The sequence below is a fragment of the Streptomyces sp. NPDC057486 genome, assembly GCF_042802415.1.
GTDB classification, from domain to species: domain Bacteria; phylum Actinomycetota; class Actinomycetes; order Streptomycetales; family Streptomycetaceae; genus Streptomyces; species Streptomyces yanii.
Window position 1 is genome coordinate 21,531 of the sequence record NZ_JBHVEE010000016.1, and the last position, 25,535, is coordinate 47,065.

Here is a 25,535-nt window from a genome sequence, read left to right on the forward strand (position 1 = left end):
GGGATGTTGTCGGTCACGTCAGCCTCACACGCGGGTCGACGACCGCGTACAGCAGGTCGACAATCAAATTGGCCATGACTACGAAGAACGCCGCGATGATCGTGACGCCCATGATGACCGGCAGGTCACCGGAGTTGATCGCGTCGACTGCGGCCTTCCCCATGCCGGGCAGACTGAAGGTCGACTCGGTCAGCACCGCGCCGCCGAGCAGGGCGCCCAGGTCCAGACCGAAGACCGTGATGATCGGAGTCAGGGTGGACCGCAGCGCGTGCTTGCGGATGACCACCTGCTCCTTGAGACCCTTGGCGCGGGCGGTACGGATGTAGTCCTCGCCCAGGATCTCCAGCATGGTGGCGCGGGTGAGCCTGGCGTAGGTGGCCGCAAAAAGGAAGGCCAGGGTGATCCAGGGGAGGATCATGCTGTTCAGCCAGGCCGCCGGATCATCCGTGAGCGGCGCGTAGTTGATCGTCTCCATCCATTCCAGGCTGTAGATGAAGACGGCCGAACAGACCAGTCCGGTGAAGTAGATCGGTAGTGAGACCCCCGCCAGTGCGGTGATCATCGTGACCCGGTCGAGCACAGTACGTCTGCGCAGTGCGGAGATCACTCCGGTGGCGACACCGCCGATCAGCCAGAGCACCGAAGCTCCCGCGGCCAGCGACAGGGTGACCGGGATGCGCTGCTTCAGGTCCGGCCACACGGGTTGCTCGTTCTTGAACGAGTAGCCGAAGCAAGGCGCCGGGCAGTGGGTGATCTGGGAGCCCTGGTCGTAGTCCCGGCCGACCACGATGCCCTTGAGGAAGAGGCCGTACTGCGTGGTGATGGGCTTGTCGAGGCCCATCTTCTTACGGATGCCCTCGATGGCCGTCTTGTTGGTCTCACGGCCGGCATAGAGGAGTGCGGGATCGCTTCCGGTGATCTTCGGCACCATGAAGAAGATGCCGAAGGTGACCATGGAGACGATCACCAGCATGACGACGACATTGACGAGTCGCCGGAGGAGGTAGACGAGCACTGCAGTCGGCCTGGTCGGCGGGCGGCTGCCGTCCCTTGTGGGGACCACAACCGCCCGCCCGCGGCCTTCACCTGCCCTTCGAACTAGCGCATGCGAGGTGAAGGACCCGCATGTCCAACTGCTACTTGACGACGCCCATGACCGCGAGGTCGAGACGGCCCATGGATTCGTTGTAGAAGACGTTGGTCAGCCGCGGGTTGCGGTAGACGAGCGCCTTGTCGAAGTTGATCGGGAGATAGAGGGCCTTCTCCATGATCGCCTTGTTGATCTGGGTGTAGAACGGCGCGGCGGCCTCGGGCGACGCCGCGGAGGCGGCCTGGTCGAAGAGACCGTTGACCGTCTTGTCGTTCAGCATCGTGTAGTTGTTGTTGCCGTTCTTCAGGATGAAGGAGCCGTCAACCAGCGGCTGCAGGAAGCCCGCACCCGAGTTGTAGTCGGCGCCCCAGCCCATCACGATGATGCCGTAGCCCTTCTTCTTCACGTTGTCGGGAGCACCGATCACGGAAGCAGAGTTCTTGCCGTCGTACTGGTCGATGGAGGCGTCGATACCGACGGCCTTCAGCGAAGCCTGCAGCGACTCGGCGGTGGCCACCTCGGGCTTGCGGTTGTTGCGGACCGCGATGGTGGTCTTGAAGCCGTTCGGCTTGCCACAGGCCTTCAGGGCCTCCTTGGCCTTGTCGACCTGCGGCTTGCCCTGGGTCAGGCCCCACGGGTCGTAGGACTTGTCCGAGCCCGGGATGCCCGGGGGCAGCATGTTGGCGCCGAGGTCACCGCTGGTCGGGCCGCCACGGGCGGTCTGCAGCGACTTCGGGTCGGCGGCGTAGATGACCGCCTTGCGGCACTCGATGTTGTCGAACGGCGCGACCGTCTGCGGGAACGCGAAGTACCGGATGTAGCCGCTGAACGGGTCGTCGGCGTTGGCCTTGTACTTGGCGTCCTGCAGGATCTTGATCTTGGCGGCCTGCTGGACACCGGTGCCGTCGACCGCGTAGTCGACGTCGCCCGAGAGCAGACGTGCGTCCATGTCGTCCGGGTTCGAGGTCACGGTGAAGGTGACCTTGTCCGGCAGCCCCTTGCGGATCGGGTCGGTCTTCGGGTCCCAGTTGGGGTTCCGTACGAAGACCGTCTCCTTGCCGGCGACGAAGGACTGGACCTTGTACGGGCCGGTCGCGACCGGGTGGTTCGTGTACTTCGCGCCGTCGTCCTTGGCGGCCGGGACCGGCGAGGAGTCGGCCATCGCCATCAGGTACGAGAAGTCCGAGTTCGGCTTCGCCAGGTTGAAGACGATCGTCTGGTCGTCCGGCGTCTGGACCGACTTCAGACCCAGCTTGTTGGGGTCCTTGTCCTTGTAGGGGCCGGGGTACTTCTGGCCCTGGTCGAGGAGATCGATCAGGTAGGTCGGACCGCCGGAGAGGACGTCCTGCGCGAAGACGCGCTCGATGCCGTACTTGATGTCCTTCGAGGTGATCGGCGTGCCGTCCTCGAACTTGACACCGGCCTTCAGCTTGAAGGTGTACGTCTTGCCGCCGTTGCTCAGCGTCGGCAGCGACTCGGCGAGGTCGGGGACCAGCTTGGTGCCGGCCTCACCGGGCTTCGCGTCGTACGCGAGCAGCTGGCGGATGTACAGCCGCTGCATGTTCCAGACGAAGCCGTAGTAGGCGCGGGCCGGGTCCAGGAAGTCGACGTCCTGAGGGGACATCAGCTTCAGCGTGCCGCCCTTCTTGTCGGACGCGTTGATGACCTTGCCCTTGGTGGCCGCGTCGTAACCGGCACCCTGGTTCGAGGAGGACTTGTTGTCGCTGCCTCCTCCGCCACAAGCGGTTGCGGTCAGCGCAACCGCGGCCGCGAGGGCCGTGAGGGCAACTGCCTTCCGTGAGCGATTCACTGTCGTGCAACCTCCGTGATGTGGTGTGGCCCGTGGGTACGCAGTCCGCGCCCGACGGTCGATCGAGTGCCAACCGGCTCGCGCCGGAGACCTTGTGGGGTCGGCTCAGCTGCCCTTCGGGTCGAGGGCGTCACGCAGCCCGTCGCCGAAGAGATTGAATGCCAGAACGGTGATGAAGATCGCGATTCCGGGGACCACCATGTATGTCGGGTCCGCCTGGTAGGTGTTGATCGCGTCGGAGAGCATCTTGCCCCACGAGGCGGTCGGCGGCTTCACACCCGCACCCAGGAAGCTGAGCGCGGCCTCGCTGAGGATGTTGGTCGGAATGATCAGCGTCGAGTAGACGAGGATCGGCGCGACCAGGTTGGGCAGCAGCTCCTTGAAGAGGATGTAACCCCGCCCGGCGCCGAGGCTGCGGGCCGCCTCGACGTACTCCCGCTCGCGCAGGGACATCGTCTGTCCCCGGACGATACGGCCGATATAGGGCCAGCCGAAGAAGCCGATCACCACGATCAGCACGCCCATCCTGACGCCCGAACCGGTGAGCCCCCAGAGGGAGTTGGGCACGACGGAGACGAGGGCGATGGTGAACAGCAGCTGCGGGAAGGCGAGCAGCAGGTCCATCAGCCGGCTGATGAGTGCGTCGACCCAGCCGCCGAAGAAGCCGGCCACCGAGCCGAGGACGCTGCCGATGACCACGGAGACCACCGCGGCGAGGAAGGCCACCAGGAGCGAGATGCGCGCGCCGTAGACGATGCGGCTGAACACATCGCGGCCGTTGGTGGGTTCGACACCCAGCAGGTAGTCCGAACTCATCCCGCCGAAGGAGCCCTTGGGGATGCCGAGGTCGGGGTCGAGCAGATCCTCGTGGAATTCGTTCGGCGGGTGGCCGAGGAGATTCACGATCAGGGGTGCGAACACCGCGATCAGGATCAACAGGAGCACGACCACACCGCCGGCGAGCGCCACCTTGTCGCGCTTCAGCCGCGTCCAGGCGATACGTCCTGGCGAACGGCCTTCGATGTCCTTGGCCGAAACATCGGTCGTGACATCGACGGTCGCAGTCTCGGCCGCGCTGTCGTGCAGTGGTGCCGTCATCGTTGTGGGGACCCCTCTCGGCTCGACCGACTGTGGCCGGCCCGTGCCCGCCGCTGTAGCGGCTTGTTCACATCACAGGTGCAAGTCGCACTTTGGTGCAGGTGGTGCGGAAGAAGCAGGTGGTGCGAGTGGAGCAGTTCAACTGGTCCAACCAGAAGCCGCAGGTCGCGCAGGGCGCCGAACGCTTCTTGTTCCGGGGAGTCTTCAACGCGTCGCGGATCACCCGCCAGCCCTGACGGGGAATGGATGCGCAACCGTGATGTGGCCTGTCGGCTTCCGTTATCCGGACGCCGTGATCGTCCCAGCGAACCGAGTCGGCACTCTTCGCCCAGATCGGACAGGTGCCCCAACAGGGTTCATGCTGGGGTCAATTGACAGGCGTCCAGGCGGATCAGCCGTGAACAGGGGGGTAGCCGTAACCCACGGCGGGAGCGGGCGCGACGTGCGCCTCGCGGTCGTAGAACGGGCGGGCGTTGGCGCGGAGCCACATCGCGACCGGGTCGTACTCGTCGGACATCGCGACGGTGGAGACGGGCAGCCCGTCCGGGACCGCGCCGATCGACTGCTGCATCATCGCGCGCACCGCGTCGACGGAGGTCTGGCTCGTGTCGTAGAGATCGAGACCGATGGCGAGGTACGGCACCCCGAGCGCAGGCTGCACCCAGGCCCGGCGCAGGGAGCGGATCGCGGGGGTGTGATGGGCGTTCTGCGAGAGCAGGGCGTAGAACTGCGGGATCTCGATGGCCGGCTCGGTGAGCCGGAGCGGTCCCGCCGGCATCCGGTCGAGGCCGGTGGCGATACGGCGCAGATCCAGCCACGGGATGCCGACGCCGCCACCGGGGGCGTGCGGGTTGAGCCAGATGCCCCAGCGGTCCGGGAAGAGCGCGCGGGCGATGTCGACTCCGGTGACCACTTCATGGGCCCGGTTCCAGCCGCTGGCCGAGAGTTCCTGGGCGGAGGTCACACAGGGCGCGTAGCCCAGTCCGTCGACCTCCATGTTCCCGTACTGGGCGTCGGGCGAGCCGGCCCGGCCGTGCCAGAGCAGCATCCAGATCCGGTCCCCGGCGAGCGCTCGGAGGAGTGCCTCGTACGCGTCGTAGCGCCCGGGCGTCACTTGGCGCAGCATGTGCTCGACCTGCCCGGCCGCCGCGGTGCCTGACGCACTCACCCTGGGTCCCGCCCCTCTTCGATCCACTGTGTCGGCCTGCCGCTCCCGGGGCACGCGGGTGCGGCTCGGTGGCCGAGGCACTAGCCATCAAACCAGCTTATGCGGCACCCCTGACACCGACTTGACGCCACAGGTCGACGGTGTCACGCCCGTCCTCCCCGGAGTCGGGGACTCCGCGCTCCTGTGCCCGTGACCGGCAGAGGAGGGAGGGGCCCTGGGGCGTGTGTCGGGAGTCCCGCCGTCCGCCCGAAGGGTGGGCCCGGCGGCGTCCGGTGCGTGCGATCGCAAGGCGGAGGGTCGCCCTCGTACCGGACGTACTCGGACGACCCCGACAACGCAGCGAGCGTGCGTGCCGGGCGTCGCCGGGCAGGCGGGACTTCCGACACACGCCCTAGTGACCCTCGCGCTGGTAGAACGGCCGGATCCTGGCCCGCATCCAGTCGGCGACCGGATCCTGCGCCACATCGAGCAGGACCAGATTGACCGGCCAGGGCACCTCGACACGGCCCAGTGCGCGGCCCAGGGCGTCCATCGGGGCGTTGCGCCCCGCGCCGTCCCAGGTGGAGAACTCGACGCCTATGAAGAGAACGGGATCGCCGCCCTCGACGCTGGCCAGTGTCCGGCGTGCGGTGCGCACGACCCCGCTCTCCTCGAATTCCCCGGCCGCGGCCGCGAGGAAGTCGACGGGCTCCTCCTGCCAGTCCGGCTCGTACAGCCGGACCCGTCCGCCGGTGGCCGGCCCGTCCAGCGAGGTGCGTCCGGCACGGCAGAGTTCGGCGACGGCGGGCGGTGGCAGCGGCATGCCGACGGCGCCGCCCGGGTTGACCGCGATGCCGAGCTGCGGGGGCAGCCCGCGGGCGAATTCGACGGCGGGCGCCACGGTGAAGGACATGTGGGTACCGACGCACTGCAGGAACTGCTGTTCGGAGCTGAAGACGGGGACGTACGGAGCGCCCTCGATCTCCACCGTCGGCAGGTCGAGCGACGGGACATCGGGGCCCCCGCCGTTGGGAAGCGGCACCCAGACGTGACTGCGGCCGAGCACTTCGACGAGCCTGCCGCCCGCCTCCGGGCTGCCCAGCGAGGCGACCAGCACCTCTTCGAGCTCATTGGCCGGCCATCCGCTCTGCGGATGGTTCTGGACCGGTGCCGGAATGTCCACTGCGCTGCTTCCCCTTCTCACCCATGCCTTGCCGCAGAACAGTAACTCCGGCGCGCCCCTCCGCGCTGACGGACGACCGGGGGATGTCAGGGCCTCTCTTGCGGATCATGCCGGGCGCGTGGGGCCCGATCCGAAGAGAAGGACCCTCAGGGCTGTCCCGTCGTCCCCCGGGCGTCGGCGAACGTGATCCGCGCCAGCATCCCGGCCGCCTCCCGGTCCAGCAGCACTGCCGAGGAGCAGCCGAGCGGCAGGGCGCCCGCCTCGGTGTCCCGCACCAGCCGGCCGACGGCCCTGCGGTGCCGGGCGAAGGCGTATCCGGAGACTCCGCGCCCGCGCTCGCGCTGGCCCTCCCTGGCCTCCTGCGGGGTGACGTCGAGCAGCACGAGGTGGAGCGTGCGGGCGCGACGCCGTGCGTGCCGGGCCAGCCAGCCCCGCACCCATGCCTGGGTCCCGCAGTCGTGGACGACGACTGACTCACCGGAGCGCAGCGCCCGCCACAGCCCCCAGTAGTGGGCGACGCGGACCAGCGGGCGGTAGAGGGCGTACGGGAGTAAGCGGGGCACCCGCTGCGCCCAGCGGTCCCGGGTGTCCTGGGAGTCGACGGCCCGTGCGGCCACCGCCCGCCGGATCAGTGTCGACTTTCCGCCTCCCGGCAGCCCGGAGACCACCACCACATCGCCTGCCTCGAAATGCAGCCCGCGCGGGCTGCGCCCGGCGCGCTCGCGCAGGTCCCGCACCACGGGCGCGTGCGTGCCCGGAAATTCCCGGGCGGGTGCGCCCGGCTGCGCGGGCATCGCGCCGTGCGCGGCCCCCGCGGTCGTCGCGTACCGCTGCAACGTCATCGCCCTCCCCTGTCGGGTCACCCACGTCTGCCCAAGAAGTGTAAAGAAAAGGTAATGCGAGACAACCGTCCCACTACTCGCCCTGTGCATGGGGTACCGACGCCCCACTCTTCCGCAATGCGTGCAATGATGACCCGGCCAACTGCATAAAGGCCGCTTGAATCCGCGCGGGAGAGCTCCGGCCACAGTGTGTGCCGGGCGCCGAAGGAGCAAGATCCTCCCTTGAATCTCTCAGGCCCCGTACCGCGTGGATGAGGCAGATCTGAAAAGCGAGTCGCCCGGCGGCTCCACCCAAGGTGCAAGCCGAACCCCCCGGGGGTCTCTCGGCGAACCTCTCAGGTTCCGATGACAGATGGGGAGGGATCGTCATCGTCGTCATGCCCTGGGAGCCACACCTATGAGCAACGCCCCCCGTCTCACCGCCCTCGACGCCCTGCATCGCTCGCTGGGCGCGACCATGACCGACTTCGCGGGCTGGGACATGCCGCTGCGGTACGCCAGCGAGCGCGACGAGCACAACGCGGTGCGCACGAAGGCGGGTCTCTTCGACCTGTCGCACATGGGTGAGATCACCGTCACCGGTCCGCAGGCCGCTGCGTTCCTGAACTTCGCGCTGGTCGGCAACATCGGCACCGTCGCCGTCGGCCGCGCCCGCTACACGATGATCTGCGCCGAGGACGGCGGCATTATGGACGACCTGATCGTCTACCGGCTGGACGAGACCGAGTACATGGTCGTCGCCAACGCCGGGAACGCCCAGATCGTGCTGGACGCGCTGACCGCCCGCGTCGACGGGTTCGACGCCGAGGTGCGCGACGACCGCGACGCGTACGCGCTGCTCGCCGTCCAGGGCCCCGAGTCCCCCGCCATCCTGGCCTCGGTCACCGACGCCGACCTGGACGGTCTGAAGTACTACGCGGGTCTGCCCGGCACCGTCGCCGGTGTGCCCGCACTGATCGCCCGTACCGGTTACACCGGCGAGGACGGCTTCGAGCTGTTCGTCGCCCCCGAGCACGCCGAGCAGCTCTGGCAGGCCCTCACGGCGGCGGGCGCCTCCCGTGGCCTGATCCCGTGCGGTCTGTCCTGCCGCGACACGCTGCGCCTGGAGGCGGGCATGCCGCTGTACGGGCACGAGCTGACGACCGAGCTGACCCCGTTCGACGCCGGTCTCGGCCGGGTCGTGAAGTTCGAGAAGGAGGGCGACTTCGTCGGCCGCAAGGCCCTGGAGGCCGCCGCCGAGCGCGCCGAGACCGCCCCGCCGCGCAAGCTCGTCGGTCTGATCGCCGAGGGCCGCCGGGTGCCGCGCGCCGGCTACCCCGTTGTCGCCGAGGGCCAGGTCATCGGCGAGGTCACCTCCGGCGCCCCGTCACCGACGCTGGGCAAGCCGATCGCCATCGCGTACGTGGACGCCGCGCACGCCGCGCCCGGGAGCACGGGCGTCGGAGTGGACATCCGGGGCAGCCACGAACCGTACGAGGTCGTCGCCCTGCCGTTCTACAAGCGCCAGAAGTGACGCAGTCGCGTCTCACACCGTAAGACCACCGTTCATCAGCACTCCCCCGCGTACAGGAGAATTCAGGTCATGAGCAACCCCCAGCAGCTGCGTTACAGCAAGGAGCACGAGTGGCTGTCGGCCCTCGAGGACGGTGTGGCCACGGTCGGCATCACCGAATTCGCGGCCAACGCGCTCGGTGACGTCGTCTACGCCCAGCTCCCGGAGGTCGGTGACACGGTGACCGCGGGCGAGACCTGCGGCGAGCTCGAGTCGACCAAGTCCGTCAGCGACCTGTACTCGCCGGTGACCGGCGAGGTCACCGCCTCCAACCAGGACGTCGTGGACGACCCGTCGCTGGTGAACTCCGCTCCCTTCGAGGGCGGCTGGCTGTTCAAGGTACGCGTCGCGGAGGAGCCGAAGGACCTGCTCTCCGCCGACGAGTACACCGAGTTCTCCGGCAACTAAAGACTCCAAGGGACCACCTGATGTCGCTTCTCAACTCCTCCCTCCACGAGCTGGACCCGGACGTCGCCGCCGCCGTCGACGCCGAGCTCCACCGTCAGCAGTCCACCCTCGAAATGATCGCCTCGGAGAACTTCGCTCCGGTCGCGGTCATGGAGGCCCAGGGCTCCGTCCTCACCAACAAGTACGCCGAGGGCTACCCGGGCCGCCGCTACTACGGCGGCTGCGAGCACGTCGACGTGGTCGAGCAGATCGCCATCGACCGGATCAAGGCGCTGTTCGGTGCCGAGGCCGCCAACGTCCAGCCCCACTCGGGTGCGCAGGCCAACGCCGCCGCGATGTTCGCGCTGCTGAAGCCGGGCGACACGATCATGGGTCTGAACCTGGCCCACGGCGGTCACCTGACCCACGGCATGAAGATCAACTTCTCCGGCAAGCTCTATAACGTGGTCCCGTACCACGTCGACGACACCGGCGTCGTGGACATGGCCGAGGTCGAGCGTCTGGCCAAGGAGTCCAAGCCGAAGCTGATCGTCGCCGGCTGGTCCGCGTACCCCCGTCAGCTGGACTTCGCCGCCTTCCGCCGCATCGCGGACGAGGTCGGCGCGTACCTGATGGTCGACATGGCGCACTTCGCGGGCCTGGTGGCCGCGGGTCTGCACCCGAACCCGGTCCCGCACGCCCACGTCGTCACGACCACCACGCACAAGACCCTCGGTGGTCCGCGCGGTGGCGTCATCCTGTCGACGCAGGAGCTCGCCAAGAAGATCAACTCTGCCGTCTTCCCCGGTCAGCAGGGTGGCCCGCTGGAGCACGTGATCGCGGCCAAGGCGGTCTCGTTCAAGGTCGCGGCGACCGACGAGTTCAAGGAGCGCCAGCAGCGCACCCTGGACGGAGCCCGCATCCTCGCCGAGCGTCTGGTCCAGCCGGACGTCACCGAGGTCGGCGTCTCCGTCCTCTCCGGCGGCACGGACGTGCACCTGGTCCTCGTCGACCTGCGCAACTCGGAGCTGGACGGCCAGCAGGCCGAGGACCGGCTCCACGAGCTCGGCATCACGGTCAACCGGAACGCCATCCCGAACGACCCGCGGCCGCCGATGGTCACCTCGGGTCTGCGGATCGGCACGCCGGCCCTGGCCACCCGCGGCTTCCAGGCCGAGGACTTCACCGAGGTCGCCGAGATCATCGCGTCGGCCCTCAAGCCGTCGTACGACGCCGACGACCTCAAGGCCCGCGTGATCGCGCTCGCCGAGAAGTTCCCGCTGTACCCCGGCCTGAAGTAGTCCGGGTCACTTTTCGCACGTTTGGGGCGGGGCACCGCGCACACTGGACAGTGAGCACGGTGCCCCAACCCTTGTCCCGCTGCTCTTCGGCCCAACCGGTCCGTACCGCACCACCCGGCAGACAACGGCGTCTACCAACCCCTTAGGAGTCACACCGTGGCCATCTCGGTCTTCGACCTGTTCTCGATCGGCATCGGCCCGTCCAGCTCCCATACGGTCGGCCCGATGCGCGCCGCCCGTATGTTCGCGCGCCGCCTGAAGAACGAGGGCCTGCTCGCCCACACCGCTTCCATACGCGCCGAGCTGTTCGGCTCGCTCGGCGCCACGGGCCACGGCCACGGCACGCCCAAGGCCGTCCTGCTCGGTCTGGAGGGCGACTCCCCCCGTACCGTCGACGTGGAGTCCGCCGACGACCGGGTGGCCGAGATCCGCTCCTCGGGCCGGCTCAACCTGCTGGGCATGCACGAGATCGACTTCGACGCCGACGAGCAGCTGGTCCTGCACCGCCGCAAGGCGCTCCCGTACCACGCCAACGGCATGACGATCTTCGCGTTCGACCGCGACGGCGCCCCGCTGCTGGAGAAGACCTACTACTCCGTCGGCGGCGGCTTCGTCGTCGACGAGGACGCGGTGGGCGAGGACCGGATCGTCCTCGACGACACCGTCCTGAAGTACCCCTTCCGCACCGGCGACGAACTGCTGCGGCTCTCCCGCGACACCGGCCTGTCGATCTCCTCCCTCATGCTGGAGAACGAGCGGGCCTGGCGGACGGAGGAGGAGATCCGCTCCGGTCTGCTGGACATCTGGCGGGTCATGCAGGCATGCGTATCGCGCGGCATGGCCCGCGAGGGCATCCTCCCCGGCGGCCTGAAGGTCCGCCGCCGCGCCGCGAACACCGCGCGCCAGCTGCGCGCCGAGGGCGACCCGCAGGCCCACGCGATGGAGTGGATCACCCTCTACGCGATGGCGGTCAATGAGGAGAACGCCGCAGGTGGCCGCGTCGTCACCGCCCCCACCAACGGCGCAGCCGGCATCATCCCGGCCGTGCTGCACTACTACATGAACTTCGCCGCGGGCGGCGCCACCGAGGCCGAGAAGGAGGACGGCGTCGTCCGCTTCCTCCTCGCGGCCGGCGCCATCGGCATGCTGTTCAAGGAGAACGCCTCGATCTCCGGCGCCGAGGTCGGCTGCCAGGGCGAGGTCGGCTCCGCCTGCTCGATGGCCGCGGGAGCACTCGCCGAGGTCCTCGGCGGCTCCGCCGAACAGGTCGAGAACGCCGCCGAGATCGGCATGGAGCACAACCTGGGCCTGACCTGCGACCCGGTCGGCGGCCTCGTCCAGATCCCCTGCATCGAGCGCAACGGCATGGCGGCGGTCAAGGCTGTCACCGCGGCGAAGATGGCGCTGCGCGGCGACGGCAGCCACAAGGTCTCCCTCGACAAGGTCATCAAGACCATGAAGGAGACGGGCGCGGACATGAGCGTGAAGTACAAGGAGACCGCGCGCGGCGGGCTCGCGGTGAACATCATCGAGTGCTGATCGTGTAGGCCCTGATCAGCGCCTTCGAATCTTTCGGCGCTGATCAGGGCCTTCCCTGCTTGCACGGCGGAAGGTCCCTGAAACGCCCCGGGACCTTTCGTACCTGATCAGGGGCGGTCCAGCCGGCTCTCAGCCGCCCGGTGAAGCTCGGTCCGGCCGCTGCTTCCCTGTCGTCTCACGCCTCGCTCACGCACGGGCTGCCTCTCCTGTCTTCGCAAGCACGACCGTGCGGGGACGCCCCCAGGGGCGCAGCAGCCACCAGCGCCGTCATGCCCCCGCCCTGGAGGACCGCCTGCCCTGTGGTGGCGTATCAGCGCCGGGTCGGCGACGAATTCCGCACCCATGGCGTCCCGCACCGCCGGCCGCGCGAATCGCGAGGGTGCAGCCGACCACCCTGCGCGTCGAGAACGATGCCGACGGCCGGATCCGGCCGTCACGCACCCGCACGGTCTTCGTCCACGGCAGCCTGACGCCGTGCCCGAGCGTCGCATCACCGGACTCGCCGCGTGAGAGATGCGGGCGACTGCGGGGGCCTGGGCGGCCCCGGGAAACTCGCGGCATGGAATTCCGGCTTGCGATGGTGCGCATTCATTCGGTGCAGATCTGCGGGTCATACACGAAGTGATTCGCTTCGGTCGAGTGAGCGGAAATAATGGACGAACCGCCACCTGAAAGCGAGTCACCTGTCCCTAATGTCCCATCGGTTGACGTGTCACATGAATACCGGTTAGGAATCACACCGCTACGGCCAACTCCCGTCGGAGTGAGGGGGCAGGTGTCTCTCGGTGCACCCCCGACGGGTGGTTCGCCCTGAACTCACACCAGCCTCTTTCGGCCTTGCTTTCGCGCGCCAATCATGCGCGCAGAAACGGAAAGGCGTAGGTGTGAAAGTTCCGTACAGGAGATATCTCTCCTGCCTGATTGTGTCGGCGGTGGCAGGTACGTTACTGCCGCAGGTTGCGTATGCGGCCCCGGTGTCGTCGGCGAAGGATGATGACAAGGGTGTCGTGGACACCATCGCCGGGTGGTTCTCCGACGATGATCACGAAGACCGCAAGGCGCCTGTCGGCGGCAAGCTGGAGATACCCAGCCGTCAGAAGCTCCCCAAGGCGACGAAGCTTCCGAAGCCGGAGCGGGTCAAGGAGCTGACGGAGCGGCGTACGTCGCAGGCGCGGTTCTGGCAGTTGTCGGACGGCCGGGTGGAGGCCGAACTGTCGGCGGTTCCTGTGTCGTACCGGTCCGGGACGTCGTGGAAGCCGATCGACACATCGGTGCGTGCCACGCAGGACAAGGGTTTCGATTTCGCGAACACGGCCAACACCGGACGTACGTGGTTCGGTTCGGACGCGAAGAAGCTGGTGCGTTTCAAGGCTCCGGACGGGCGTTCGGTCACCTTGGGCCTGGAGGGTGCGAAGGCCGGGCTGACGCCGAAGGCCGAAGGCGACACCGTCACGTACAAGGGCGCGGCTGCCGGTGCGGATCTGCAGTATGTGGTGGGCCGGGGGCAGGTCAAGGAGAACATCGTTCTGGACGCCGCGCCGTCGGGGCCGGTGTCGTACACGTTCACGCTGGACACCGAGGGTCTGGTCCCGAAGGCCCGTAAGGACGGGTCGGTGGCGTTGTTCGGTGAGCTGCCGAACACTCCGGTGCTGGTGATTCCGGCGCCGTACATGACCGATGCCAAGAAGGACGCGCTGTCGCCGACCGGTGGCACATACTCGACGAAGGTCCGTCAGAAGCTGAGCCGGGACGGCAAGGGCTGGAAGCTGACGGTCACCCCGGACGCGAAGTGGCTTGCGGCGAAGGGCCGTCAGTACCCGGTGGTGATCGACCCGACGATCACGATCGCGCCGTCGCCGGCGGCTTCGCAGGACACCATGGTCCTGTCGGACCAGCCCGCGGTGAATTTCAACAACACCTGGAAGCTCTCGGCGGGCAAGACCGACACGGGTATCGCACGGTCGCTGGTGAAGTTCCCGCTGACGGAGATCCCGTCGGGTGTAAAGGTCGACTACGCGCGGCTGAACATGTACTTCGACCAGTCGCACACCACCAATGCCAACGATGTCACCATCGAGGCGCACCGGGCGACCGGTGCCTGGGACGAGACCACGGCGACGTGGTCCAACACGTCGGCGCTGGTGGGCGAGCTGTCCGGCACCACCGTTTCGATCGACGACGGTGACACCGGCACAGCCGCGGTCGGTGAGTGGCCCCGGGGCACCACCACGGGCGGGGCGGCGACCAACGACGACTTCGCGTACAACAAGAACACCGCGACCGGTGAGACGTACACCTGGCAGCCCCAGGTGGCCGAGACCGGGACCTACCGGGTGGATGTGCATTACCCGGCGGCCTCGGACGCGGCGACCGCGGCTCCGTACACGGTGACGTACAACGGCGGCACGAAGAACTACACGGTCAACCAGACCGGGACCGCCGGTACGTGGAAGACCCTGGACACCACCCAGTACGACTTCACCAAGGGCAACACCGGCAAGATCGTCCTCGGTGACACCGGTTCGTCGACGACGCGGACGCTCGCCGACTCGATCCGTCTGGTCAACCCCGGCCAGATCGTGAAGAACACCGGTGAGTACAACCAGTGGCACAACTTCCCGGTCACCGACACCGTCCAGAAATGGGTGTCCGGCACCGCGACCAACCACGGCTTCGTGCTGCAGGCCAAGGACGACACCCTGGCCGCGACGCCGACCGGCGGTCCGCGCTACGAGGCCGGTGACGGCAGCGTGTACGGCGGTGAGACCTCGACGATCCCGCGGCTGACGGTGACGTACGGCAAGGTCGGCACCACCCTCAACTCGCCGACCGTGGTGCACTCCACCGGTCCCGAGCTGTCGTGGCCGAAGTACACCAACACCACCGGCGACACGAACCTGGACATCGTCGAGTACCAGCTGCACCGCTCCACGCAGCAGGTCTTCACCCCGTCCGCGGCCACCCTGGTCGCACCGGTCGCCAAGGCCGCGACCGCCTACACGGACACCACCGCGGTACCGACCCCGGACTCCAGCTCGGCCGAGATCGGGAAGTCGTACTACTACCAGCTCGCGGTCAAGACCAAGGACGGCCAGCTCCTCGGCTCACCGACCAGGACGGTCGGCATCCCGAAGGCCGGCCGCACGATGAAGATCATCCAGGGCGGTCAGGGAGGTGTCACCGACACCACGCTGTCCTCCCAGCAGCCGACCGTCAACCAGGACAAGATCCAGTCCTTCGGCATCGGCCAGACCTGGCTCAGCGTCGGCAACAACTCCACCACCTACGGCAAGACCCGCTCCGTCCTGAAGTTCCCCACCACCGGCATCCCCTCCACCGCCACCGTGCTGGAGAACAAGATGTACATGTGGGGCGCGGAGACCACCACCGGCACCGACGGCGCGATCTACGAACTCCACGCCCTGACAAAGGACTTCGACGAGACCACCGCCACCTGGAACAACGCCGACGCCACCACCGCATGGACCGCGGCAGGCGGTGACATGTCGGCCGCCGTGTCCGGCACCGTCGCCACCGTCAGCGACGTCGGCCGCCACTGGTGGGACGCCACCGCACTCATGCAGTCCTGGGTCAAGACCCCCACCTCCAACAAGGGGGTCGCGGTCAAGCTGAAGGACGAGACCACCACCGGACCCCAGGAACGCACCCTGTTCCTGTCCGGCGAGGCAGCCGACCCGCAGCTGCGGCCGTACATGCAGGTCATCTACGTCGACTCGACCACCGAGGACACGTACTACGCACCGACCACCCCGGCGCGGATGACCCCGAACACCACCTACACGGTGGACTTCACGGTCACCAACACCACCGCGACCGCGTGGGCGGCCGGTGAGCGCGAGCTGTCCTACACCTGGAAACTGCCCGACGGCACGGACGTCACCACCGGCGGCAACCAGCTCAAGACCGCCATCCCGGCCCTGCTGCCGGGCAAGTCCGCGACGATCAAGGCGCAGGTCTCCACACCGATCAATTCGGACTCCGGCAACAAGCGCACCGAGTACGTGCTGGGCTGGGACGTCCGCAAGATCTCCGACGGCACCTGGCTGTCGGCGGGCACGGGCGGCATCCCGCCGCTGAAGCAGAACGTGGCGGTCGAGGACCCGACGTCCAACTCGCTGGGCCTGGAGAAGTTCTACGGGTATTCCGGCAAGAGCACCGGCGCCGGCTCCTCGCTGATGAACAACCTGTCGGCGGGCAACGTCGTCTGGCAGTACAACCCGTTCACCAACCCGGGCCGTGGGCTGACCACGTTCTTCCGGATGGCGTACAACTCGCTGGACACCAGTGACACCGTCTCCGGTCACGGCTGGTCGATGCAGGCCGCCGGGCCGATCCGGATGGGTGCCCCACTGGAGTTCCACCCGAAGCCGAACCCGACCGAGGTGCGACTGCCGGACGGCGACGGCACCACTCACGTCTTCCGCAAGCAGGGGGACGGCACGTGGAAGGCGCCGGCGGGGGTTCACTACAAGCTCACCCCGAAGACGGGCCTGGACTGCACACCGTCCAAGGACCCGATCCCCGACGCCTGGACGATGACCCGTCCCGACGGCACGCGGTTCCTGTTCGGGTGCGACGGATACCTCACCTCGACGGTGGACCAGAACGGCAACACCCAGACGTTCACCTACGAGGAGCGCAAGTCCAACAACAAGCCGACCAAGTTCCTGAAGTACGTCACCGACCCGTCCGGCCGTCAGTCACTGACCGTCGACTACTGGGACAAGGGCCAGAGCGGCTACCAGTACGTCAATGACGCGGGCGTCCTGACCACCGACACGGGGTCGCTGAACAACTCCAAGATCTACGATCACATCCGCTCGGCGACGGACATCTCCGGCCGGAAGATCGAGTTCTACTACACCACCAAGGGCCTGCTCGGGCAGATCACCGACGGCGTGGGTGCCGCCCAGCCCAAGGTGTTCAAGTTCACCTACGACGCCACGCAGGGCAACAAGAACGTCAAGCTGGTCAAGGTCACCGACCCGCGCGGCAACGGCACATCGCTGGCGTACTACGCGCCGCAGACCGGGGACGACCCGAAGTTCCACTGGTGGACCAAGTCCGTCACCGACCGCCTGACCAACGCGACGTCGTACGCGTACAAGGCGAACACCGCCAACCCCAAGTTCACGGACACCAAGGTCACGGACGCGGAATCGCACGCCACCGACTATGTGCTCGACGACTTCGGCCGTCAGGTGCAGGTGACCAATGCCAAGTCCGAGACCACCAGGATGAACTGGGACGCGGACAACAACGTCACGTACCTGGAGGAGGCGAACGGCGCCAAGTCGGCCTACTGCTACGACCAGAAGACAGGCTATCCGCTGCGGGAATGGGACGCGGAGACGACCAAGTCCTGGACGTCGGAGCAGACGATCGCGACGTACTACTGCGATCCGGCGAACGACGGGAATCTGCCGAACTCCTCGAAATTCACGTACCAGACGCGCCTGGACGGCTTCTCCGCCGACCTGTTCACCAAGACCTCCCCGGAGGGCCGCACGTGGCAGTTCGGCTATGACGCGTTCGGCAACCTGAAGTCGGTCACCGATCCCAAGGGTGTCGCCACCGCGGCCGCGAACGACTACACCACCACGTACGAGTACAACGCGTACGGCCAGCAGACCAAGGCCACCGACGCCAACGGCAACCCGACGTCCAACAGCGGCTTCGACGCCAGTGGCTATCCGCAGACGATCACGGATGCGGAGAACCACGCGACGAAGTTCGTCTACGACGAGCGGGGCCAGGTCACCTCGGTCACCGACGCGCTGAACAAAACCACCACGCAGACCTACGACACCTTCGGCCGCCCCCTGGTCAGCAAGGTGCCGAAGGACCAGGCGGCAGGGGTCTACATCAGTGCGCCGGCGCCGGAGTACGACGCCAACGACAACGTCACCAAGTCCACCAGCCCGGTCGGCGCCGTCGCCACAGCCGTCTACGACGCCGCGGACCAGGTCAAGGAGTCCACGGGGCCGGACAACAACATCACCGGCCGCAGGACCAGCTACACCTACGACAAGGTCGGCAACCTCAGGACGACGACCGAGCCGAAGGGCGTGGCGACCACCACGGATGCCACGGACTACGTCACCACCAACCACTACGACGCGATCTATCAGCTCACCAGCGTGGTCGACACGACGGGCGACAAGCTCTCCTACGAGTACGACAACGTCGGCAATCTGACGACGGTCGTCGACCCGAAGAAGAACGCCACCGCCGACACGACCGACTACACGGCCAAGACGGCATACGACCTCAACCACCGGCTCGTCAAGGGAACCGATGCGGCGGGCAAGTACACCACCACGGTGTACGACAAGGACTCGCTGGTCCTCGCGGCCACCGACAAGGAGCGCAACAAGACCGAGGTCGCCTACGACGAGCGCGGCATGCCGGTCGAGAAGAAGGAACCGTACGAGGGCACAACGGTCCGGTCGACGAAGTTCGAGTACGACCAGGTCGGCAACCGCACCAAGGTCATCACCCCGCGCGGTGCGAACACCTCCGGCGCCGACGACTTCACCCTTCGTACGGAGTACGACAAGCTGAACCGGGCGGTGAAGCAGTACCAGCCGTACGACCCGGCGGACTCGCGCTACAACAGCCCGAACGTCTACACCCAGACCGTGTTCGACGCGGTCGGCCAGGTGAGCAAGGTCTCGGCGCCGCCGTCGTCGGGTGAGTCGGTCCGCAACGACACCGACTACACCTACTTCGACAACGGCTGGGCCAGGACGTCCACCGACGTGTGGGACATCCGCACCTCGTACGAGTACGACGACGCGGGACAGCAGACCAAGCGCACCCTCACCGGTGCGGGCGGCTCGCCGTCGCGGACCATGACCACCGCGTACTGGCCGGACGGGTCGATGAAGACCCGCACGGACGCGCCGTCCGCGGGCACGGACCGCAAGTCCTTCGCCTACGCCTACGACGCCAACGGCAACACCACGTCGATCGACGACACCTCCGCGGGCGCCAAGATCGACGCGTACACGATGACCTACACCGGCCTCAACCAGGTCGAGAAGGTCACCGAGGCGCTGGCCGGCGAGGCGAAGAAGACCACGTCGTACGTCTATGACGACAACGGCCGGCCGGAGACCGTCACCCACCCCGATCAGTACTCCGCCTTCACCTACGACCCGCGCGAGCTGGTCAAGACCGTGAAGGTCGGCGAGTCCGCGACGGACACCGATCCGGAGGTGTCGGAGTACACCTACACGGACCGCGGCCAGATGCTGAGGGAGACCAAGGCCAACAAGAACACGGTCGATTTCGCGTACTACCTGAACGGGGCGGTCAAGAGCACCACGGAGAAGAAGGCCGGCGGCACGCTGGTCGCCTCGCACGTCTACGCCTACGACGCCAACGGCAACAAGGCGCAGGACGTCGCACGGAAGATGAACGCCGACAACCATGCGGCGTACCTCGACTCCACCAGCGATTACACCTACGACCCGTCCGACCGGATCTCCAAGGTCACGAAGACCGGCGACGGCGCCGGCACCGAGACCTACGTCCACGACAACAACGCCAACGTCATCAGCCAGACGGTGAAGGGCGTCTCCTCCACCTTCGACTACGACCGCAACCGGCTGACCACGGCGACCTCCGGCGGCACCTCCGCGACGTACAACTACGACGCGTACGGCAGGCTGGACACCGTCATCTCCGGCGGCAAGACCGTGGAGGACAACACCTACGACGGCTTCGACCACGTCACCGAGCACACCAAGCTGCAGAGTGACGGCACGTCGAAGACGACGAAGTACACCTTCGATCCGCTGGACCGCAAGACGGCCAAGACCGAGGGCACCAAGACCACCGACTACAACTACCTCGGTACCGGTGGCGAGGTGCTCGACGAGCGCGTGGCCGGCGAGATCACCAAGTCCTACCAGTACAGCCCGTGGGGCAAGCGCCTGTCGCAGATCACGCACAAGAGCGACGGCACCGAGGAGCTCGGGGTCTACGGCTACAACAGCCACACCGACGCCGAGATCCTCACCGACAGCGTGGGTGACACCAAGGCGACCTACGGCTACACCGCCTACGGCAAGGACGACGAGGCCGAGTTCACCGGCATCGACAAGCCCGAGGCGACCGACCCCGGCAAGGAGGCGTACAACCCCTATCGCTTCAACTCCAAGCGGTGGGATGCCAGTTCGGGCACGTACGACATGGGATTCCGGGACTACAGCCCGGGCCTGAACCGCTTCACCACCCGGGACATGTACAACGGCGCCCTGGCCGACATGCGGCTCGGCAGCGACCCGTACACCGGCAACCGGTACGCCTTCTCGGGCGGCAACCCGGTGAGCAATGTCGAGCTCGACGGACACTGCTTCGGCTGGGACTGGTGCGAGAGCGCGGTGGACGCCACCGGTGACGCGATCGCGGACACTGCCAGTGGCATCTACATGGGCACCGGGGAGATCTTCTACGGCCTGGTGTCGAACGTTCCGGACACGGCGTCGTACGCCGGCTGGATGTTCGACGGTGACTGCTGGAACGGCGGCGCCGGTGCTCCGGGTTGCGACTACGGCGCCTCGTTCGACCAGTGGGCTGCGGACCAGGGGTACAACACCGACAAGTGGACATACACCCTGCCCAGCATGGTGGCCGACCTGGTGGGGCGGAAGCCCTCCCCCAGGCCGTCGCCGGGCTTCATGCCCAAGAAGAAGACGCCGCCGGCACCCAAGCCCAAGGAGCCGCCGTCGCCCAAGAAGGAGAAGTACGGCGACCGCGACGGCTACATTTCCCTGTTCAAGGCGCCACAGCCGGGGCTGGGGGAGCATCAGTACAAGAACGGCTACCAGGCGGCGGACTTTCCCTCCACAAACGGTAATGACGGCCAGGCGTACTTCGGCCGAAAGTACAGCTTCGTAGAGGAGAAGTACGCGAAGTACTTCGGGGAAGGAGTGATCGAGATCCGCATTCCCGAAGACGAATACAATAAGTACTTCAAGGGCTACGAACAATCCTATGAGGGCGGAAATGAAATCGAAGTTCCGATCCCCAACACCGCGTTCGGTCGACTCAATTCCTACGAGAGGAACTGGTACCAGTGACTGTTGACGAATGGGCCGCCACGAAGCGGAGATTCCCCGTCGGATCACAGGTGGCAGGCACCGTTGAGCGCGTCGCCGGCTTCGGTATCTTCGTCGCCGTCGAAGGCCTGGACCCCTTCGGTGTCGTCGCCGATGTCGCCGGGATGCACAAGGATGCTGCTGACGATGCGGTGGTGATCTGGCCCGAGGTGGGTGAGTCAGTCACAGGCGTCGTGGTGCAGCACATGGAGAACAACGGCAAAGTGAAGATCCACCTGACCTGATCGGACCTGATCCGATCAGGTCGAGGTCCCGGACCGAAACACAGGTGGGTGAGCCCCGAGGGGGCTCACCCACCTGTTGCCGGTCCTGATCGGGGCGCCTCACCGCTCGCCGCGGACACGTGTGGTCGAGGTGGGCGTCGAAGTGCCGTGTGCCGTGGCTGACGGCCGGGAATTCTCCCCACTCGCTCGCCTCGTCCAGGAAGTCGGTCCACCGGCGGTTGGCGACGTCCCATTCGCCCACCAGGAAGTCGAAGTCCGTCGATACGGGGGTGGCGGTGCGGGTGGAGCTGGTCATGAGTGGGGCCTTCCGTGTCCGGTGTGTGCCGACCCCGGGAAACCAGGCGCACTTCACTGACATCCTGTGTCAGTGAAGTCCAGCCGCCTGCTCGCGATCCTCCTGCTGCTCCAGACCAGGGGCCGGGTCACCGCCGACGAGCTCGCTCGGGAATTCGAGGTCTCCGTACGGACCGTGTACCGGGACATCGAGGCTCTCCACGCCGCAGGTGTCCCGCTCTACGGCGACGCCGGGCATCACGGCGGTTACCGACTCCTCGGCGGGTACCGCACGAGGCTCACCGGGCTGAGCGAGGACGAGGCGCAGAGCCTGTTCCTCGGCGGGCTGCCCGGGCCGGCCGCCGCGCTGGGGCTCGGGTCCGCGCTCGCCTCCTCCCAGCTCAAGCTGCGTGCAGCGCTGCCGCCCGACCTGCGCGCCGAGGCCGACCGGATGCGGGCCCGTTTCCATCTGGACGCTCCCGGCTGGTACGCGGAGGTGGACGACCTGCGCCACCTTCCCCAGGTCGCGGAGGCCGTGTGGACCGGGCGGAGACTGATGGTCCGCTACCGGCGGTGGAAGGCCCCGACCGAGGTCGACCGCACGCTGGACCCGTACGGCCTGGTACTCAAGGCCGGGCGCTGGTACCTGGTCGCCGGGCCCGGCCCGCGCACCTTCCGGGTCGACCAGATCCTGGAACTGCGCGTTTCGGACGACACGTTCGAGATACCGGGCGGATTCGATCTCGCCGAGCACTGGCGCCTGGCGCAGGAGGACTTCCACGCCCGGCTGCACCAGGGCGAGGCAGTCGTTCGGGTGGCTCCCGGCGCGTCCTCCCGGTTCACCGGGGCCGCCGCGCAGGCCTTTGCCGAGACAGCCGTGCCCGAGCGGGACGGCTGGTCGCGGGCCGTGCTGCCCACGGAGTCGCTCGAGCACGCGATCGGGATGTTCCTCGCCCTCGGCCCGGACGTCGAGGTGCTGGAGCCCCCACAACTGCGGGACGGGTTGTACGAAGCGGCGCGCACCCTGGCCGACGTGTACCGGCCACGGAGTTCCTGAGGAGCCGAGGACCGCCCTCGCAGGGTCCTGCGCCGACGACGTCGGACGACGTCGCCGAACCGACCGTCTCCGCACCCTCGACCGACGGTGCCACTCGATCAGGAGTTCGCCAACTACGCGTAAGCGAACAGGTGTTCATTGAGATCATGCCCTTTCGGTCAGAAACAGCTTCCCTCGGCCGCGCTCCAGGGGTTCACTGGACGTGACGAGTGGTGACGCGATCGCCATCATGGCGTCGTCCGCTGCCGAGGGCCCACGGCCCCGCTCGGACGCCCGGCCCCGGCGGAGGAAAGAAGACAGCGAGGAACTCCCCGAGAATCGGCCACCCGCCACCTGCATCGATTCGCGAATTCGACTCATTCCCATTCCCTGTTCTTAACGTTCAGACGAGGGGCACCATGAGCAAAATTGCGCTTCCAGAGTTTCATATGCCGTTCGAGAGCACGGGCTGCAACCCAGGGATTCAGAAGACCAAACAGGCCGCCTGGGAGTGGGCGGACGACAATGATCTGGTCCTGTCTCCGGCGGCTCAGAAGAAAATGATCCGCACGCGCCCCGAGCTCTGGATATCACTCATATTCCCGGCCGCATCGCAGGAACACCTCGATCTCTTCTGCCAGTGGCTGTTCTGGGCTTTCCTGGTCGACGACGAGTTCGACGACGGGCCCGCCGACCGCGACCCGCACCTGTGCGAGGAGGCGATCGCCCGGCTGGTGGACGTGCTCGACGGCACCAGCGCGCCGAACGGCCCCATGGAGCACGCGCTCGACGGCCTCACGCGGCGGACCTGCGAGGGGCGGTCGCCGCGCTGGGTCCGGCAGTTCCGCCGGGACACGGTCGCCTGGCTGTGGACGTACTACGCGGAGGCCGTCGACCGGGCCGCAGGTCATGTACCGAGCATGGCCGACTTCGTGAAGCACCGCCGCGATTCGGTGGCCATGCAGCCGTTCCTCGATCTGCACGAGATCACTGCCGGAATAGATCTCCCGGAATCCGCCCGATCCCTTCCCGCATATATCGCGCTACGCAATTCGGTGGCCGATCACTCGGGGCTCTGCAACGACATATGCTCGTTCGAGAAGGAAGCCGTGCTCGGATACGAGCACAATATGGTCCGGCTCATTCAGCGGGACCGCCGCTGCTCGGTCCAGGAGGCCGTGGACGAGGCCGGGACATGGCTGGCGGGTATCGCCGACCGGGTGCAGCGATCGGAGAAGGAACTCGTCGAGGAGATAGAGGCGGCTCATATCGACGGCCCTGCGCGCGCCGCGCTGGAGCGCTGTATCCAGGACTACCGGGGGCTCGTTCGCGGGGACTTCGACTACCACGCACGGGCGGAGCGGTACACCCGCCCCGACCTGATGGAAATCGACGAACAGCACTCCCTGTCCCGGAACTTCGCCGCCCGACCCGCTCAGGTCCGGAGGGCTGGATCCAGCCAGTCGTGCACCGTTCAACCGAAGTAGCCGTCCAGGGGCGCCGGCTCGTCACCGGCGCCCATCAGCGGCAGGGCGCGCAGGGCCAGTGCCCAGCCGAGCCTGGCCTCGCCCGACTCGGCGGAGCGACCGGTGAGTTCGGCGATGCGGCCGATCCGGTTGAGGACCGTGTTGCGGTGGCAGTACAGCAGCTCGGCGGCGCGCGCCGCCGAGCACCCGTTGTCGAGCCAGACCCGCAGCGTGGAGAGCAGCGCCTCGCGTTCGGCCACCGTGTCCAGGACGGCGCCGAGATGGGTGGTGACGATGCGTTCGGCGATCTCGGGCCGGCCGACGAGGAGCACCTCGGCGAGTCGGTCGTCGAACGCCGCCGCCCCACCGCTCTTGGCGGGCAGCGTGCGCAACGCCTGTTCGGCGAGGCGCAGGGCCCTGCCCGCGCCGGCGAGCCGGTCGAACTCCGGGGAGACCCCGGCGGTGGCGCCGGTGCGGTGACGCAGCAGGCCGATCAGCACGTCGGACTCCCCGGCGGCCAGCCGCACAATGCCCGCGTACCGCCCCGCCCGTGGCCGCCAGAACGACCAGATCCCGTGCTCCTCCAGGACGGGCGCCGGGTTGGGCGGGGCGGCCGGGTCCTGGGCGGCGACCACCATGACGTACCGGTCCTGGACGGGGACGCCGAGCGCGGCGGAGGCGGCAGCGGCGACGGCGGGGTCGTCGCCGCGCCCGTCGAGCAGGGCCTCGAAAAGGGCGACGCGGCGGGTGTCCTGGCGCCCCTGCATCTCCAGCTGGGTCAGCCGGTACGACTCGGCCATGACCAGTGAGTAGCGGTCGATGGTCTCCCAGACGGCGCCCGCCATGTCGAGCTCGCGGTCCCGGTCGGTCGCACCGTGACCGCCGCCCGCCCGGGTGGCGCGCAGATGCTCGGCCATCACCTGCCACATCACCCGGCCGCCACGGCGGTATGCCTGCAGCACGGTGTCCAGCGGCACGCTCTGCTCGGCGCGACGCCGCCCTGTCTCGCGCGCGGCGTTCTCGAAGTCGCCCCCGGTGGGCGGCAGTCCGCCGAAGTCCTCCAGGGCGCGCAGCAGGTTGTCCCGGCAGATCTCCCACAGGTCCTCGCGGCTGACCGGCGTGCCGGAGGCGTACGTGCCGCTGTGGGCGTGGATGTCGTCGACGACCCGCCGGGTCAGTTCGTCGATCCCCGGCACCATGGCCGAGGCCAGGGCCCGGCGCAGCTCGCCGTCGCCGCCGGTACGAGGAGCGGGGGCTCCCGGTTTCTCCGCCATGGCGGAAGGTTAGCGCCGCGCACCGTTTAGGCGGATGCCCCGCACTGTGCGTCTTCGAGGGGCTGCTGCCCAGGCAGGTACGGCACATGGTGGGCATCTGCACATTGTGCCCGGATGCGCGCACGGCCGATGCTGAGCAGCAAGAGCCGCCGCGTCGACGCCAT

16 protein-coding genes and 1 riboswitch are annotated in these 25,535 nt (G+C 67.6%); of the genes, 9 read left to right on the forward strand and 7 right to left on the reverse strand.

Going from position 1 to position 25,535, the window contains the following annotated elements; translation table 11 throughout:
• Positions 1–13 precede the first annotated feature (13 nt).
• From ACFU6I_RS10675 to ACFU6I_RS10685, 3 genes are all read right to left on the reverse strand, one after another.
• Entirely contained in the window at positions 14–1,015 is a 1,002-nt protein-coding gene (locus ACFU6I_RS10675; RefSeq protein ID WP_384363764.1) for an ABC transporter permease, read from the reverse strand.
• A gap of 121 nt (positions 1,016–1,136) precedes the next feature.
• The gene (locus tag ACFU6I_RS10680) at positions 1,137–2,900 is read right to left on the reverse strand and encodes an ABC transporter substrate-binding protein (RefSeq protein ID WP_384363766.1); all 1,764 of its coding nucleotides are present in this window, start codon (positions 2,898–2,900) and stop codon (positions 1,137–1,139) included.
• Between the two features lie 105 nt (positions 2,901–3,005).
• Positions 3,006–3,998, reverse strand: coding sequence for an ABC transporter permease (locus ACFU6I_RS10685; protein ID WP_384363768.1), 993 nt, complete (start codon positions 3,996–3,998; stop codon positions 3,006–3,008).
• A gap of 104 nt (positions 3,999–4,102) precedes the next feature.
• On the opposite strand from ACFU6I_RS10685, the gene ACFU6I_RS10690 reads away from it, so the two are divergent.
• The gene (locus tag ACFU6I_RS10690; RefSeq protein WP_266981277.1) at positions 4,103–4,234 is read left to right on the forward strand and encodes a hypothetical protein; all 132 of its coding nucleotides are present in this window, start codon (positions 4,103–4,105) and stop codon (positions 4,232–4,234) included.
• A gap of 155 nt (positions 4,235–4,389) precedes the next feature.
• Here ACFU6I_RS10690 and ACFU6I_RS10695 read toward each other — a convergent pair whose 3' ends face one another.
• The 3 genes from ACFU6I_RS10695 to ACFU6I_RS10705 form a co-directional block, all read right to left on the reverse strand.
• The gene (locus ACFU6I_RS10695; RefSeq protein ID WP_384363770.1) at positions 4,390–5,166 is read right to left on the reverse strand and encodes an enhanced serine sensitivity protein SseB C-terminal domain-containing protein; all 777 of its coding nucleotides are present in this window, start codon (positions 5,164–5,166) and stop codon (positions 4,390–4,392) included.
• Positions 5,167–5,557: 391 nt separating this feature from the next.
• Positions 5,558–6,328: an enhanced serine sensitivity protein SseB gene (locus tag ACFU6I_RS10700; protein WP_384363772.1), complete on the reverse strand. Its 771-nt coding sequence runs from the start codon at positions 6,326–6,328 to the stop codon at positions 5,558–5,560.
• A 146-nt stretch (positions 6,329–6,474) separates the two neighbouring features.
• Positions 6,475–7,170, reverse strand: a complete 696-nt coding sequence (locus ACFU6I_RS10705) for an AAA family ATPase (protein ID WP_384363774.1) — start codon at positions 7,168–7,170, stop codon at positions 6,475–6,477.
• Between the two features lie 158 nt (positions 7,171–7,328).
• Positions 7,329–7,426, forward strand: a riboswitch (glycine riboswitch).
• A gap of 141 nt (positions 7,427–7,567) precedes the next feature.
• On the opposite strand from ACFU6I_RS10705, the gene gcvT reads away from it, so the two are divergent.
• The 8 genes from gcvT to ACFU6I_RS10745 all read left to right on the forward strand — a co-directional run bounded on the left by gcvT (position 7,568) and on the right by ACFU6I_RS10745 (position 24,118).
• A complete protein-coding gene (gene gcvT, locus ACFU6I_RS10710) occupies positions 7,568–8,683 on the forward strand; it encodes a glycine cleavage system aminomethyltransferase GcvT (protein WP_384363776.1) in 1,116 nt (371 codons plus the stop codon).
• Between the two features lie 69 nt (positions 8,684–8,752).
• Positions 8,753–9,130, forward strand: coding sequence for a glycine cleavage system protein GcvH (gene gcvH / locus ACFU6I_RS10715; protein WP_037690095.1), 378 nt, complete (start codon positions 8,753–8,755; stop codon positions 9,128–9,130).
• Positions 9,131–9,150: 20 nt separating this feature from the next.
• Positions 9,151–10,410 (forward strand): serine hydroxymethyltransferase, encoded by a 1,260-nt coding sequence (gene glyA / locus ACFU6I_RS10720; RefSeq protein ID WP_037690096.1) that lies wholly within the window; start codon positions 9,151–9,153, stop codon positions 10,408–10,410.
• Positions 10,411–10,566: 156 nt separating this feature from the next.
• Positions 10,567–11,949, forward strand: coding sequence for an L-serine ammonia-lyase (locus ACFU6I_RS10725; RefSeq protein WP_384363778.1), 1,383 nt, complete (start codon positions 10,567–10,569; stop codon positions 11,947–11,949).
• A 1,877-nt stretch (positions 11,950–13,826) separates the two neighbouring features.
• On the forward strand, positions 13,827–21,059 hold the full coding sequence (locus tag ACFU6I_RS10730; protein ID WP_384363862.1) for a DNRLRE domain-containing protein: 7,233 nt from the start codon (positions 13,827–13,829) through the stop codon (positions 21,057–21,059).
• A 50-nt stretch (positions 21,060–21,109) separates the two neighbouring features.
• Positions 21,110–21,322 carry a hypothetical protein gene (locus ACFU6I_RS10735; protein ID WP_384363780.1) on the forward strand — a complete coding sequence of 71 codons (213 nt, stop codon included), beginning with the start codon at positions 21,110–21,112 and terminating at the stop codon, positions 21,320–21,322.
• A gap of 367 nt (positions 21,323–21,689) precedes the next feature.
• Entirely contained in the window at positions 21,690–22,652 is a 963-nt protein-coding gene (locus ACFU6I_RS10740) for a helix-turn-helix transcriptional regulator (protein ID WP_384363782.1), read from the forward strand.
• 428 nt (positions 22,653–23,080) lie between these two features.
• Positions 23,081–24,118: a terpene synthase family protein gene (locus tag ACFU6I_RS10745; RefSeq protein ID WP_384363784.1), complete on the forward strand. Its 1,038-nt coding sequence runs from the start codon at positions 23,081–23,083 to the stop codon at positions 24,116–24,118.
• Here the strand turns inward: ACFU6I_RS10745 and ACFU6I_RS10750 are convergent.
• Positions 24,106–25,371 carry a PucR family transcriptional regulator gene (locus tag ACFU6I_RS10750; protein ID WP_384363786.1) on the reverse strand — a complete coding sequence of 422 codons (1,266 nt, stop codon included), beginning with the start codon at positions 25,369–25,371 and terminating at the stop codon, positions 24,106–24,108. The two genes, ACFU6I_RS10745 and ACFU6I_RS10750, sit on opposite strands and share 13 nt — an antisense overlap.
• Positions 25,372–25,535: the final 164 nt, after the last annotated feature.

Bases quoted from the DNA above. Each gene is read 5' to 3' on its own strand.
- ACFU6I_RS10685 (WP_384363768.1), bottom strand. From the start codon at position 3,998: ATGACGGCACCACTGCACGACAGCGCGGCCGAGACTGCGACCGTCGAT.
- ACFU6I_RS10705 (WP_384363774.1), bottom strand. From the start codon at position 7,170: ATGACGTTGCAGCGGTACGCGACGACCGCGGGGGCCGCGCACGGCGCG.
- gcvT (WP_384363776.1), top strand. From the start codon at position 7,568: ATGAGCAACGCCCCCCGTCTCACCGCCCTCGACGCCCTGCATCGCTCG.
- gcvH (WP_037690095.1), top strand. From the start codon at position 8,753: ATGAGCAACCCCCAGCAGCTGCGTTACAGCAAGGAGCACGAGTGGCTG.
- glyA (WP_037690096.1), top strand. From the start codon at position 9,151: ATGTCGCTTCTCAACTCCTCCCTCCACGAGCTGGACCCGGACGTCGCC.
- ACFU6I_RS10730 (WP_384363862.1), top strand. From the start codon at position 13,827: ATGGTCCTGTCGGACCAGCCCGCGGTGAATTTCAACAACACCTGGAAG.
- ACFU6I_RS10745 (WP_384363784.1), top strand. From the start codon at position 23,081: ATGCCGTTCGAGAGCACGGGCTGCAACCCAGGGATTCAGAAGACCAAA.
- ACFU6I_RS10750 (WP_384363786.1), bottom strand. From the start codon at position 25,371: ATGGCGGAGAAACCGGGAGCCCCCGCTCCTCGTACCGGCGGCGACGGC.